Source organism: Microbacterium terrae, from assembly GCF_017831975.1.
GTDB lineage: Bacteria > Actinomycetota > Actinomycetes > Actinomycetales > Microbacteriaceae > Microbacterium > Microbacterium terrae.
In genome coordinates, this window is record NZ_JAFDSS010000001.1 from 3,315,012 (window position 1) to 3,328,834 (window position 13,823).

At 71.0% G+C, this 13,823-nt stretch carries 10 protein-coding genes; 6 read left to right on the top strand and 4 right to left on the bottom strand.

Features of this window, described 5'->3' with window-relative positions; all coding sequences use genetic code 11:
• Positions 1 to 30: 30 nt before the first annotated feature.
• Positions 31 to 2,481 carry a transglycosylase domain-containing protein gene (locus JOD63_RS15135; RefSeq protein ID WP_245618028.1) on the bottom strand — a complete coding sequence of 817 codons (2,451 nt, stop codon included), beginning with the start codon at positions 2,479 to 2,481 and terminating at the stop codon, positions 31 to 33.
• A gap of 91 nt (positions 2,482 to 2,572) precedes the next feature.
• On the opposite strand from JOD63_RS15135, the gene JOD63_RS15140 reads away from it, so the two are divergent.
• Positions 2,573 to 3,028 (top strand): GIY-YIG nuclease family protein, encoded by a 456-nt coding sequence (locus tag JOD63_RS15140; RefSeq protein ID WP_245243955.1) that lies wholly within the window; start codon positions 2,573 to 2,575, stop codon positions 3,026 to 3,028.
• A 52-nt stretch (positions 3,029 to 3,080) separates the two neighbouring features.
• Here the strand turns inward: JOD63_RS15140 and JOD63_RS15145 are convergent, their stop codons facing one another.
• On the bottom strand, positions 3,081 to 4,094 hold the full coding sequence (locus JOD63_RS15145) for a LacI family DNA-binding transcriptional regulator (RefSeq protein ID WP_045276535.1): 1,014 nt from the start codon (positions 4,092 to 4,094) through the stop codon (positions 3,081 to 3,083).
• Positions 4,095 to 4,312: 218 nt separating this feature from the next.
• Between JOD63_RS15145 and JOD63_RS15150 the strand changes: the two genes are divergently transcribed.
• From JOD63_RS15150 to JOD63_RS15165, 4 genes are all read left to right on the top strand, one after another.
• The gene (locus JOD63_RS15150; protein ID WP_084613648.1) at positions 4,313 to 5,995 is read left to right on the top strand and encodes a glycoside hydrolase family 13 protein; all 1,683 of its coding nucleotides are present in this window, start codon (positions 4,313 to 4,315) and stop codon (positions 5,993 to 5,995) included.
• A 65-nt stretch (positions 5,996 to 6,060) separates the two neighbouring features.
• Positions 6,061 to 7,428 carry an ABC transporter substrate-binding protein gene (locus tag JOD63_RS15155; RefSeq protein ID WP_045276534.1) on the top strand — a complete coding sequence of 456 codons (1,368 nt, stop codon included), beginning with the start codon at positions 6,061 to 6,063 and terminating at the stop codon, positions 7,426 to 7,428.
• 70 nt (positions 7,429 to 7,498) lie between these two features.
• Positions 7,499 to 8,485 carry a carbohydrate ABC transporter permease gene (locus JOD63_RS15160; RefSeq protein WP_084613646.1) on the top strand — a complete coding sequence of 329 codons (987 nt, stop codon included), beginning with the start codon at positions 7,499 to 7,501 and terminating at the stop codon, positions 8,483 to 8,485.
• Positions 8,485 to 9,453 (top strand): carbohydrate ABC transporter permease, encoded by a 969-nt coding sequence (locus tag JOD63_RS15165; protein WP_084613689.1) that lies wholly within the window; start codon positions 8,485 to 8,487, stop codon positions 9,451 to 9,453. The genes JOD63_RS15160 and JOD63_RS15165 overlap by 1 nt, the downstream gene beginning before the upstream one ends.
• A 49-nt stretch (positions 9,454 to 9,502) precedes the next feature.
• On the opposite strand, the gene JOD63_RS15170 is transcribed toward JOD63_RS15165, so the two are convergent.
• Positions 9,503 to 10,195 carry a type 1 glutamine amidotransferase domain-containing protein gene (locus JOD63_RS15170; protein WP_045276722.1) on the bottom strand — a complete coding sequence of 231 codons (693 nt, stop codon included), beginning with the start codon at positions 10,193 to 10,195 and terminating at the stop codon, positions 9,503 to 9,505.
• Positions 10,196 to 10,311: 116 nt separating this feature from the next.
• Between JOD63_RS15170 and JOD63_RS15175 the strand changes: the two genes are divergently transcribed.
• Entirely contained in the window at positions 10,312 to 11,229 is a 918-nt protein-coding gene (locus JOD63_RS15175; protein WP_045276533.1) for a LysR family transcriptional regulator, read from the top strand.
• Positions 11,230 to 11,811: 582 nt separating this feature from the next.
• On the opposite strand, the gene JOD63_RS15180 is transcribed toward JOD63_RS15175, so the two are convergent.
• Positions 11,812 to 13,311: an HNH endonuclease signature motif containing protein gene (locus JOD63_RS15180; protein ID WP_052682576.1), complete on the bottom strand. Its 1,500-nt coding sequence runs from the start codon at positions 13,309 to 13,311 to the stop codon at positions 11,812 to 11,814.
• Between the last annotated feature and the right edge of the window lie 512 nt (positions 13,312 to 13,823).

Consider the following 13,823-nt stretch of genomic DNA (forward strand, 5'->3'; position numbering starts at 1 on the left):
GACCGCCGCGCCTCCCCGATGGGCGACGGGTCAGTCGTCGTCGCGGTCTCGGTCGCGACCGCCGCCTCTGTCGCGGCGATCGTCGTCAGGCCCGCGGTCGTCGGAGTCGTCGGGTGAGGGAGACGTCGGCGGCGGCACGTACGGGCGCCGCAGCAGCTCCGTCGGCGGCGCGGGGAACGTGCCTCCGGGGTAGACCCGGTCGACGGCGGATTGGATGTCGCGCGACAGCACGAAGCGCAGGTTCGAGAGCGTCATGCCGTTGTGCCACGTGCGGAAGACGTTGGCGGTGCCGCGCGAGTTGCCGGCCCACACGGCGGTGGTCACCCGGGTGTTCGACGACACGAGCCACGTCTGGATCTGCTCGTGCGTGCCCGTCTTGCCGATGAGCTGCGCACCGTCGCCGGGGTTCGCCAGCGATCCGGTGCCGCCGGGGCGCATCACGCCCTGCAGTGCGAAGGCGGCTGCGGCGGCGACCTTCGCGCTGATCGCGCGGGAGCACCGATCCCCCGGAACCGGGAGCTCTTCCCCGTCGGCGTTCACCACGCGCTCGATCGCACGCGGGGCGCAGCGCACACCCTTGTTCGCCACGGTCGCGTAGGCCGAGGCGAGGGCGACGGGAGCGATGTTCGCCGTGCCGATGATCGAGGCGGCGCCGTCGAGGTCGACAGCCTGTCCGGTACCGCGGGTCACGCCCAGGCGGGCGACGACGCCCTCGATGTCGCAGAGGTCGAGCTGTTCGGCCATGCCCAGGTAGCCGGTGTTGAGCGACTGCGCGGTGAAGGCCATCGGCGTTCCGGTGTAGCCACCGACCCCGCCGAAGTTGCGCACGACGTGGTTCTCGAGGTTGACCCACGGTCCGTCGCACCGGTCGGCGAGGCGCGGGATCGCGCGCAGCCGCCCGTTCACGCTCTCGTTGAGCGACTTGCCCTTCTCGAGCCAGTCGATGAGCGTGAACAGCTTGAACGTCGACCCCACGGAGAAGCCGTCGGATGCGCCGTGCACCGTATCGCCGGCGTAGACGAGCGACGTGTATGCGGAGTCGGATGCCGCGAGGTCGCGGTCTTCGGTGAAGCGGTTGTTCTGGCTGATGGCGAGGATGCGCCCGGTCGTCGCCTCGATGCTGACGGAGGCCGACCCGAACGACATGCCCGCGACCTTCTCGGGCGCGTACTGGTGCATCGCGTTCTGCGCGGCCTTCTGCAGCCGCCAGTCGAGGGTGGTGTAGATGTTCAGGCCGTCACGGGTGAGGGCGCGATCGCGCTCGTCGATCGTGGTGCCGAACGCGTCGGCGTAGTCGGGATCGGAGCGCACGGTGTTCACGACGTACTGGCAGAAGAACGGCGCGGCGCTCGAGACGCAGCCGACCCGTGCCGGGTGGATCACGGGTGCGATGGGCTCGACGGCGGCTGCGACGTACTGCTCGGGCGTGATGCGTCCGTCTTCGCGCATGCGATCGAGCACGTACAGTTGGCGGCCCTTCGTCGCGCTGTAGGCGTCGCCTGCCGCGAGGTACTGCTCCTGGGTGATCGTGCCGTCGGCGAGCAGCGTGTCGAGACCGGCGAGGGTGCCGGGCGTGACGTCGTCGACCGATCCGTCCGCCTTCTTGTTGAACGTGGCGCCGTCCGCGCCGGGGATCGACCCGCCCGGGCGGTCGATGCGGAACGTGTTGGGATTCTGCACCATGCCGGCGAGGGTCGCCGCCTGCTCCAGTGTGAGCTCGGCCGAGGTCGTGTCGAAGTAGTAGCGCGCCGCGGCCTCGATGCCGTACGTCGTGCCGCCGAAGTTCGCGATGTTCAGGTACCCGAGCAGGATGTCGTTCTTCGAGTACTTCCGCTCCAGTTGGATCGCGTAGCGGATCTCCTGCAGCTTGCGCTGGTACCCGTCGGTATCGGTCGCGTCGGTGGCATCGGTCCAGCAGGCACGCAGCACTTCATCGCGCGTCTCGGTCTCGGTGGCGACGGCGTCGCGCTCGCACCGCTGCACCAGCACGTTCTTCACGTACTGCTGGCTGATCGACGACCCGCCCTGGATCTGACCTCCCTGGGCGTTGCGCACGATGGCGCGCGTCGTGCCGATGATGTCGACGCCGCCGTGCTCGTAGTAGCGCGGATCCTCCGACGACAGCATGGCGTCGTACATCACGACGGCGACCTCGTTGAAGCTCACCGGCACCCGGTTCTGGTCGTAGAACGACGTGAGCTCGACGTCGTCGCCGGTGTCGGGATCGCGGGCGTAGATCGTCGTCGGCAGCATGAGCCGGTCGATCGCGAGGTAGCCGGGGAGCGCCTCGAACAGCGAGATGGCGCCCGTCGCCGCGTGCCCCGAGAGGGCGAGCACCGGCGCCATGGGCGCCACCACGAGAAGCCCTGCCACGATGCTCAGCGCCACGAGCCCGACCAGTCCGCCGAGCACTCCGGCGACCGTGCGCCGGTACGGCGGCAGCGGAGTGTCGCTGCGGGGACCTCTCGATGACCTGCCCACGATGAGTTCCAATGTCCGGTGGGGGCAAGCATGCCAGAGGAGGATTCGATCCGCGAGGGTGTACGTCGGAGGGTCGGGTTACGGTTTCGACATGGCACGTGACGACCCGCGGATGCCGGCGGAGCCGGAGCCGTGCGTGTTCTGCGGAGCGCCCGAAGGTGTGCTCCGGAGTGGTGGTGGCGGCGCGCCGAGCTGCATCGTCTGCGGCTGGGCGCTCGGCGACAGTCCGGATGCTGACCTGCCGCGGCCGCGCGTCGAGGTCGTCTACTACCTGCGGTGGGAGCAGCGCGTCAAGATCGGCACTTCGTCGCAGCCGCGGCAGCGCCTCGCCGCCATCTGGCATCAGGAGCTGCTCGCGTTCGAACGCGGGGGACGCATGCTCGAGCGCGAGCGTCATGCCCAGTTCGCCGACCTGCGCGAGGGCGGGGAGTGGTTCCGGGCCGATCCGGTACTGCTCGCACACGCACGGGCGCTCGCCGGTGACAGAGACCCGTGGCACAGCTATGCCCGCTGGCTGGCCGAGGCGTTCCGCAGCGTCACGACCTGAGGCCGACGGGGAAAGCGGCGCGTGGCGCACGCCGCACGTCGCCCGTCGCTCGCTACGCGGGGCGCGGCGCCGCGACCGAGCCGCGCTCGACGAGCGCGACGCCCAGCGACACCGGGGCCCGCGGTCCCTCGTCGCGCTCGATCTCGTCGAGGATGATGCGCGCAGCTTCGGCGACCTTCGCCGGCATGTCCTGCGCGACGGTGGTGAGCCCGGGTGAGGTGTAGGCGCTGATGTCGAGGTTGTCGAAGCCGATGACCGAGATGTCGTCGGGCACCCGTCCGCCCGCCTCGGCGATGCCCGCCATGATGCCGACGGCCATGACGTCGGCGGTGGCGAAGACGGCGGTCGCCTCCGGGTGGTCGCGCCGCAGCCGGAGCCCGAACTCGCGTCCGGCCTCGAAGGTCGTGTGCACCTGCTCGGTCTCGATCCGCACCGAGGCATCGGCGGCGGCGCAGGCGGAGCGGAAGCCCTCCCAGCGCTGGCCGACCACGCCCATCCCCTCGTACGGGGGTCGGGCGAAGATGATGTGGCGGTGCCCGGCGTCGGTCAGCCGGGCGCCGGCGAGCCAGCCGCCGCGGTGGTCGTCGGTGCGCACGCCGATCGTGCGCGGGTTCGCCGAGTAGCTGTCGAGCGCGACGAGCGGAACCTGATCGATGCGGATGCGGTCGATGACGGCATCCGGGAACTCCACCAGGATCGCCCCGTCGAGCGACCACCCGCGGATCGCGTCGGGGATGTCGGTCTCGTGCTCGATGCCGCGCAGCAGCACGTGGTACCCGCGGTGGCGGAGGTGCTGCTCGACGCCGCCGATCACGGCGACGGTGTGGGGGCTGAGCAGCAGGCTGTTGTTCTCGCCGACGGGCACGAGGGCGGCGATGATGCGGGAGCGGGATGCCGCGAGGCTGCGGGCGGGCATGTTCGGCACGTAGCCGAGCCGGTCGGCGATCGACTGCACGCGCTCGATCGTCGCCTTCGACACGCGGGCGCTCTTGCCGTTCATGACGTTCGAGACGGTCATGACGCTGACGCCGGCCTCCTGGGCGATGTCGCTCAGCTTTACGGTCACAGATCCTCCGCGCACATCCTAGGCGCTCGTTCGACGGCCCGAATCGCTCCGCGAACGGGTCGTGGGAAGTGTACCGATAAACACGCGCGATTCCAGAGGCGAATCTGCGTCGCGAGGATTGACAGCCGCCGGATCGGTGTCTTATGGTCATCTCGCTGGTGTACCGCTAAACCTTCGCGGAGCACCGAGCGCCTGCGGACGAAGGAGGCCGCGAGCGGATGGTCGATGAGGATCTGGACGGCACGCCCCCGGTGGCGCGAGCAGAGGCGGGTGCCGCGCTCGGCACCCTGGCGGGCCCGTGGTGGCGCGATGCGGTGATCTACCAGATCTACCCGCGCAGCTTCGCCGACGGCAACGGCGACGGCACGGGTGACCTGGCCGGCGTGCGCGCACACCTGCCGTACCTGCAGAGCCTCGGCGTCGATGCCATCTGGTTCACCCCCTGGTACGTGTCGCCGCTCGCCGACGGCGGGTACGACGTCGCCGACTACCGCGCCATCGACCCCGCGTTCGGCACTCTGGCCGACGCCGAGCAGCTGATCGCCGAGGCGCAGGCTCGCGGCATCCGCACGATCGTCGACGTCGTGCCCAACCATGTCTCCGACCAGCACCGCTGGTTCCAGGAGGCGCTCGCCGCCGGGCCGGGATCCGCGGCGCGGGAGCGGTTCTGGTTCCGCCCCGGGCTCGGCGCGAACGGCGACCAGCAGCCGACCGACTGGGTCTCGAGCTTCGGCGGTGACACCTGGACCCGCACGGTGAACGCCGACGGCACCCCGGGCGAGTGGTACCTCCACCTCTTCAGCCCCGAGCAGCCCGATCTCAACTGGGACAACCCAGACGTGCGGCGCGAGCACGAGGAGATCCTGCGGTTCTGGTTCGACCGCGGAGTCGCCGGCATCCGCATCGATTCCGCAGCCCTGCTCGTGAAGGACCCGGCACTCCCCCCGCTGCCCGCCGCTGCCGTCGCTCCCGGCGAGCACCCGCATCTCGATCGCGACGAGCTGCACGACATCTACCGCTCCTGGCGGTCGATCGCCGACGCCTACGACGAGCCGCGAGCGCTCGTCGGCGAGGTCTGGCTCGACGACGCGAAGCGGTTCGCGGCGTACCTGCGACCCGACGAGATGCACAGCGCCTTCAACTTCGACTTCATGACCCGGCCGTGGGATGCCGCCGAGCTGCGCGGCTCCATCGAGCGCACCCTGCGCGAGCACGCGCCGGTCGGCGCCCCCGCCACCTGGGTGCTCTCGAACCACGACATCACGCGGCCGGTCACGCGGTACGGGCGCGACGACTCGGGGTTCGCCTTCGACCGCAAGCGCTTCGGCACGCCGACCGACCGCGACCTCGGCACCCGCCGCGCCCGCGCCGCGGCGCTGCTGACCGCCGCCCTCCCGGGGGCGCTCTACATCTACCAGGGCGACGAGCTGGGCCTCCCCGAGGTCGAGCTGCCGCGCCATGTGCTCGACGACCCGATGCACTACCGGTCGGGCGGTGTCGACCCCGGTCGCGACGGATGCCGCGTGCCGCTGCCCTGGTCGGGCCGGGCGGCGCCGTACGGGTTCGGCACCGCCGCGGACGCAGAGACCTGGCTGCCGCAGCCGCAGGACTGGGCCGACCTCACCGTCGCGGCCCAGCTGGACGACGAGGGGTCGATGCTCGCGCTGTACCGGTCCGCCCTCGCGCTGCGTCGCGCTCGCGCCGACTTCCACGCCGAGGGCCTGCAGTGGCTCGACCTCGGGCCCGGAGTGATCGCCTTCCGCCGCGGCGGCGGCACGGTCTCGATCACGAACTTCGGGCCGCCGATCGTGCTGCCCGAGCACCGCGGCATCCTTCTGAGCAGCATCCCGCTCGACGGCCGGCTGCTCCCCACAGACTCCACCGTGTGGATCGACGAATGATCCACAGGCACCCGGAGCGCGCCCCTCGGGCGCACACAATTGACACAGCACGAAAGGACCAGACAATGAGGTCGAACATCACCCGTGCCGGTTTCGCCGGCATCGCACTGCTGTCGGCGGGGGCCCTGCTCGCCGGCTGCACGGGGGGCGGCGGCGAAGCCGAACCCGCGGACGGGACGGCGACGATCACGGTCGCGATCGACGCGGGACTCGAGCAGGAGGCCCGTGACAACTTCGACGCCCGCGTCGAGGAGTTCGAGAGCGACAACCCCGACATCACCGTCGAGGCCCAGGAGTACACCTGGACCGCGACCACCTTCACCGCCGACCTCGCCGGCGGCACCCTGCCCGACGTCTTCACGATCCCCTTCACCGACGGCCGAGGGCTGATCGCCGCCGAGCAGATCGCCGACATCAGCGCGCTCGTGGCCGACCTCCCCTACGCCGACCAGTTCAACCCGAACGTGGCACAGGCGGGTCAAGCCGAAGACGGCAGCCAATGGGCCATTCCGATCGCGGCGTACGGTCAGGGGCTCCACTACAACCGCACCCTCTTCGAGGCGGCGGGCCTCGACCCCGACGACCCGCCCACCACGTGGGACGAGATCCGCGAGGCTGCGAAGGCGATCACGGATGCCACGGGCGAAGCCGGGTACGCCCAGATGACCTCGAGCAACACGGGCGGGTGGATCCTCACCACGGTCGCGAACGCGTTCGGCGGACGCACCGAGAGCGACGACGCGTCGGAGCCCACGATCGACTCCGACCCCGCGGTCGCCGAGGTGCTCCAGTACCTGCACGACCTGCGGTGGGAAGACAACTCCATGGGGGCGAACTTCCTCTACGACTGGGGCACCATCAACCAGGACTTCGCCTCGGGCCGCATCGGCATGTACGTCTCGGGCGGCGGCAACTACAGCAACCTCGTCACGCAGAACGCCCTCAATCCTGACGACTACGGGCTGAGCATCGTTCCGCTGCAGAGCGACGACCCGGGGCTGCTCGGTGGCGGCACGCTCGCGGCGGTCAGCCCGAACGCGAGCGAGGCCGAGCAGGCCGCGGCCGTGAAGTGGATCGACTTCTACTACCTCGCCAAGCTCGCCGACGAAGACACCGCCGTCGAGACGGCGGAGCTCGCGGCATCCCTCGACCAGCCGGTGGGCGCTCCCGAGCTGACCATCTTCGACGATGAGCTGTACGCGCAGTACCAGTCGTGGATCGCGCCGTTCGTCAACGTGCCGGTGGAGCAGATGGCTCCGTACACCGAGAACGTCGGCTCGCAGCCGCTCATCGCCGAGCCGCGCACGGCCACGCAGGACGTGTACGCCCTGCTCGACGTCGTGGTGCAGGCCGTGCTGACCGACGAGAATGCCGACATCGACCAGCTGCTGGCCGACGCTCAGGCGCAGGCCGAGGCGCTGTACGCCAAGTGACACCGTGGTCCCGGGGGCGCACCGCGCCCCCGGGATCACCACCCCCTGACCCGGAAGCAACGATGCACCGATGACACAGCTCACCCCCTCGCGGGCGGCGCCGCCCGTGGCCGATGTCGCCGCGACGCTCGACTATGCCGTCGAACGCCCGCGCCGCCGCAAGCGCGCCGGCGTGCTCGGCTGGTTCCGCGGCGACGGACCCCACATCCTCGTCTTCCTGATCCCGCTGCTGTTCAGCTTCATCCTGTTCTCGTGGAAGCCGATCGCGGATGCCGCGATCATGGCCTTCCAGCACACCAACCTGGTCTCCCCCGCCGAGTGGGTCGGTCTCGACAACTTCGTGACGGTGTTCTCCGACCCGCTGCTCGGTGTCGCGGTGCGCAACACCCTCTACTTCGCCGCCCTCGCACTCGTGCTCGGGTACCCGATCCCGCTCCTCGTCGCGGTGCTGATGAGCGAGGTGCGCCGATCGCGCGGCCTGTTCAGCGCGCTCGCATACCTCCCGGTGGTGGTGCCGCCGGTGGTCGCGGCGCTGCTGTGGAAGTTCTTCTACGACGGGTCGCCCAACGGCGTGTTCAACACGATCCTCGGCTGGTTCGGCATCGGGCCGGTGCAGTGGCTGTCGGATCAGGCGATGGCGATGCCGTCGATCGTGCTCTTCGCCACCTGGTCGGCCGCGGGCGGCACGATCATCATCTACCTCGCCGCCCTCGTGGGCGTCGCGCCCGAGCTGTACGACGCCGCCGAGGTCGACGGCGCCGGGGTCTGGCGCAAGGTGTGGCACGTGACGGTGCCGCAGCTGCGCGGCATCCTCCTCGTCACGTTCATCCTGCAGATCATCGGCACCGCACAGGTGTTCCTCGAGCCGTTCCTCCTCACCGGCGGAGGCCCGGCCAACTCGACCATGACCATCCTCATGCTCATCTACAAGTACGCGTTCCAGTCGAGCCTCGGCGGCGACTACGGTGCGGCGACGGCGCTGAGCCTCATGCTGGCTGCCGCGCTCGCGGTGTTCTCGGCGATCTACTTCCGCCTCACGAAGGGGTGGAGCAGCTGATGACCGCCGTCGAGACCCCTGCTGCGAGCACTGCTCCCGGCTCCGCCCCGCTGTCGGAGCCGTCGCGTCGGCGACGGGAGCAGACGGATGCCGCGGACCGCGGCATCCTCTCCCCTGCCGACTGGCGTCGGCGTCGCGTACGGTTCACCGCGCGCACCTCGCACCTCGTGCTGCTGGTGTCGCTCATCGTGGTGGGGCTCGGGCCGATCCTGTGGCTTGCGAAGTCGGCGATCACCCCGACGCAGGACACACTGCGGCAGCCGCTCGCGCTGTGGCCGAACGGCATGGACTGGGCGAACCTCGCCACGGCGTGGACGCGGGTCGAGATCTCGACCTACTTCGTCAACACGGTGATCCTCGCGCTCGGCGTGTGGGTGGTGCAGGTGATCGTCGCGACGACCGCCGGCTACGCGCTGTCGGTGCTGCGGCCGCGGTACGGCAAGGTGATCGTCGCGCTGGTGCTCGCGACGATGTTCGTGCCGAGCATCGTGCTGCTCGTGCCGCTCTATCTGACGATCGTCGATCCGCCGCTGCTGCAGCAGTCGCTCATCAACACGTTCTGGGCGGTGTGGCTGCCCGCCGGCGCGAACGCCTTCAACGTGCTGCTCGTCATGCGCTTCTTCGACTCGCTGCCCCGCGAGGTGTTCGAGGCCGCCCGCATGGACGGCGCCGGGCCGTACCGGATGTTCTGGTCGGTCGTGCTGCCGATGTCGAAGCCGATCATCGGCGTGGTGTCGGTGTTCGCGGTGATCGGTGCGTGGAAAGACTTCCTGTGGCCGATGCTCGTGCTGAAGGACCCGGCTCTGCAGCCGCTGTCGGTGCGCCTGCCGCAGCTGCAGCAGTTCATCGAGCTCGACGTCTTCCTCGCGGCGCTCGCGATCGCGACGATCATCCCGATCGTGCTGTTTCTGGTGTTCCAGCGCATGTTCCTCGGCGGCGTGGGGATGGGCGGCGCCGTCAAGGGCTGACGGATGCCGCGGCCCGGCCCTGCTACGTCGGCCGCGGCATCCGTCGCCGTCATCGCGAGGCGAGTGAGGCGAGTGCGGCGACGAGCGCGCGGGCTGTGGCGACGCTCGACTGCGGGTTCTGGCCGCTGACGAGCGCGCCGTCGGTGACGACTGTCGAGCTCCACGGCTCACGCGATTCGACGATCGCCCCGAGGTCGCGCAGGCGCGACTCGACGAGGTAGGGGCTGCGCTCGCCGAGGCCGCCCTGCATCTCTTCCGCGTCGGTGAACACCGCGAGGCGGGAGCCGGCGAACGCGAAGGAGCCGTCGGCGCGGATCGCGCTGAGCAGGCCGGCGGGCCCGTGGCACAGCACGCCCACGAGCGCGCCGCGATCGACCGCATCGACGAGCAGTCGCCCGAGGTCGACGTCGGCGACGAGGTCGACCATCGGCCCGTGCCCGCCGGGCAGTGCGATCGCGTCGAACTCTCCGACGGCGATGTCGCCGAGCGCCCGCGGGTGGGCGAGCACAGCGTCGATGCCAGCCAGGTAGGAGCCGAGCGATCGGTCGTCGCCGGCCATGCTCCCCGGGTCGACCGGCGGCCGCACGCCCCCGGGCGTGGCGATCGTCACCTCGTGCCCCGCCTCGACGAGGCCGCGGTGCAGCTCGACGAGCTCCTCCGCCCAGAACCCGGTCGGGTGCATCGTGCCGTCGGTCAGTTCGATCGCGTCCGCGCCCGTCACTGCCATCAGTACCCGTGCCATGTCATCTGCTCCCTTCGCCGCGACCTGTTCGCGTCTGCGTGTCGACAACGCCTCGCCCATCGCCGTGATTTCATATGTCGCAACCCGGCCATAGATTTTCCGATGGGAAGCCGTCGATGCCCGATCTCGATCTGCTCCGCACCTTCATCGCGGTGCACCGCACCGGATCCATCAGTGCCGCCGCGGCGAGCCTCGGCGTCAGTCAGCCGTCGGTCAGTGAGCGCATCGCGAGGCTCGAAGCGGCGATCGGCGAGCCGCTGCTCGTGCGCTCGGCCCGGGGCGCGGCCCCGACGCCCGCGGGCGATCGCCTCGCTGCGCAGACAGCCGACGCCGTCGACCGGCTGAGCGCAGTGTGGTCGCAGCCGCGCGCGACGGTGCCCTCGGTCGTGCGGATCGGCGGTGCGAGCGATGTCGTGGCGAGCAGGGTCATTCCGGCGCTCGCCGAGCTCGCCGCTGACGGGCCTGACGGCGCTGGCGGGCTGCGGCTCGAGTTCACGCTCGGTCTCGCTCCTGATCTGCTCGCCGCGCTCGCGGACGGCGACCTCGACATCGTCGTCTCGTCGGTGCGGACGCCGCTGCGCGGCATCCGCTATCGCGGGCTCGTCGACGAGGAGTTCGTGCTCGTGGGGTCTCCGGCACTCGCGCGCACGATCGATCGTCGTCGTGCCGCCGAAGACACCGCTCGGGCACTCGTGCATCTTCCGCTCGTCGCATACGACACCGATCTGTCGATCGTGCGCCGGTACTGGCGGAGTCAGTTCGGCGATCGGCCGGCGAACCCCGTCGCCATGGTGGTGCCCGACCTGCGAGGCATCCTCGCGGCCGTCGTCGCCGGTGTCGGCATCTCTGCGCTGCCGCGCTACCTCGCCGACCCCGCCGTGGCCGCCGGCACCGTCGAGGTGCTGCATCGCCCCGACGAGGCGCCGATCAACACCCTGCACCTCGCCATTGCGGCAGGCGATGCCCCGACGGGCGTCGTGGGTCGCGTCATCGATGCGCTCGTGGAGCGAGCCCGCGGGTGGGATGTGTTCTGACGGCGGAAGTCGGCTTGCGAGCCTGGCGGTGTCAGTCGTCACTCGATGGGAGCTGTCCCCTCCCGCCTGGGCCACCGGGTCCACTCGAAGGCGGTTGCCCGCCTGCGCCGCCACCGGGTCCATCCGAAGGCGGTTGCTCGCATGTCGGGCGCGTCTCTGGGACGGATCACTGAATCGATGGATTGCGTATGAGTCGTGGGGCGGCTCACGCCGTCGTGCGGGCTGCACAGTCGAGGATCGGCGCGGTCGGGTGTCGGCGCGAGCGAGCATCGGTGCGAGCCAGCGTTGGGCGCGGTCGGGTGTCGGCGCGAGCGAGCGTCGGCGCGAGCCAGCGTTGGGCACGGGCGCGCGTAGGCTCGGCGGGTGTCGGCGCGGTCCACGGTCGGCGGCGGGCGAGCGTCGGGGCGAGCGAGCGTCGGGCGCGCGGGCGGGTGGGCGACGAAGGCAGGCGAGCGGGCGCCGAGGCGGGCGAGCGAGCTTCGGGCGCGGGCGAGCGTCGGTTGATCGTGCTTCAGCGCAGTCGAGCGGCAGCGCGATCGAGCGGCAGAGCGTCGGAAGTGGGTGAGCGCTGGAGTTCGCGCGTCAGAACGGCGGCGGGTCGGCGTCGCCGGCCGGTGCTTCCCCGCCGGTGCGCGCCAGTCCGCGGGCGTGTTCGAGCCACGCGCTGGGGACGAACTGCACGGTCGCCGGTGGGGAATCGGGGTACCTGCGACCCGTGGGCGCGCGCCATTCGAGCACGCCCCCTCCGAGCTGACGAACGCGCCAGGCGGTGGAGTGCTTGACGGTGTGATGTCGTCGGCAGACGTGAGCGAGGTTCTGCGCTTCGGTGCGGCCGCCGAATGCGTGGTCGACCGTGTGGTCGGCGTCGCACCGCCAGGTCTTCTGAGTGCAGCCGGGGAACCGGCAGCGCTCGTCGCGCACGCGCAGGAACCTGCGCAGCGCCTTGCTCGGACGGTACCGGTCGACCGCGAGCGGTGCACCCGAGTGCGGGTGGAACATTACACGGTCCCAACCGGGTGCACCGGCCGCCAGGGCACGGGCCGTCTCGACATCGATCGGACCGCTGCCGGCGAGCAGCGCCGGCTCGTCATCGACACCGGCGAGAGTGAGCACCGGCACGGTGACCTGTATGTGTGCACGGATCGCGCCGAGCGCGCCATCGCCGTGCGCGGTCGGCGCGCCGGTGAGCAGCAGGTCGGCGAGGATGTCGACGCGCTTCTGGTCCATCGTGCGCGCGCGGAGATGCGGTGCAGACGACCGCGGACGCGCCGCGGGTGCCGTCAGGTCGTCGCGCCCGATCGACGGACCGGTGGTGGTGGCGGGCACGTCATGGTGGGAGGCGCCGCCCTGTACGTTGCTCGGGTTGCGTGCGTGAGCGCCGCGGTCGTCACCGGAATCGTCGTCGGCGTCGACCTCGTCATTCGACTCACTGTCGTCGATCTCGTGCGCCATCTGCGTCAGGCGATCGATGATCGCGTGGCCGAGCGCGGTGGGAATGTCGACGAGGAGGCGAGACAGGCCGTCGCCACGGTCGGTCAGGCGCACCTGTCGTTCGGACCGCGCCCTCCGGTGCATGTCGGCGAGCATCTCCGGATCGAGCCGGACCGCCACCACCTGAGCGATCGCGCGCAGCCGCGGCGGCGTCTCGAAGCGCGCCGCCTCGAGCAGGATGCGTTCGTATTCGGCGCGCACGGCAGGGTCGATGATCGCCGCGCCCGCGTCGACGATCACTCGCGCGTGCGCGGCATCGACATCGCCGCTGAGGAGCGTGCGCATCGTGGCGGGGAACGACTCGGTGAGCACGAACGCATCACCCATGCGCGCCTGCACCACCCGGTCGCTGACGCGCAGAGCCGCGCCGAGCTCGGCGGAGACCTCACGCAGCGCGATGTCGTGCGTCTCGCGGCGACGGGCGACGCGGCGCTCGTCTGACCGTGCCCGCACGAGCTCGGTCGCCTCGGCCAGCAGCGCCGCCTGCCGAGCTTCGAGCACGGCGATGCCGCGGCGCGTCTCGCTCACCCGAGTCACCAGGTGGTCGAGCGCCGGCCAGTCCGGCGGTGTCGCGCGTTCGTCGTGCCCCATGGATGCTCCAGCCTCACGAAGGGAAGGTGCAAGCTCACGCAGTGGGCACGAGGCGTGATCTCTTGAACCCACGGTAGCGGGGGCCTCCGACATCGGCCGGGTGGGCGGGTGGCCGGAGTGCACGGGGTGGGCGGGATAGGGGTGGTGGACGGAGGCGCGGGATGGGCCGGCGTGCGCGGGGTGGGCCGGCGTGCGCGGGATGCGCGGGAGGGCCGTGTGGCCGGGTAGCCGGAGTGCACGGGGTGGGCGGGATAGGCGTGGTGGACGGAGGCGCGGGATGCGCCGGTGTGCGCGGGATGGGCCGGCGTGCGCGGGATGGGCCGGCGTGCGCGGGATGGGCCGGGTGGCCGGGTACGCGTGGGTGGGCGGCATGCCCGGCATGGGCCTGGCGGAGTGCGGGATGCGCGGGATGCGCGGGATAGGGGGATGCGCCGGATAGGCGTGGCGGGCGGAGTGCGCGGCGGAGCGGCGGAGTGCGCGGCGGAGCGGCCGGACGCCAGCCACCCGGAGCG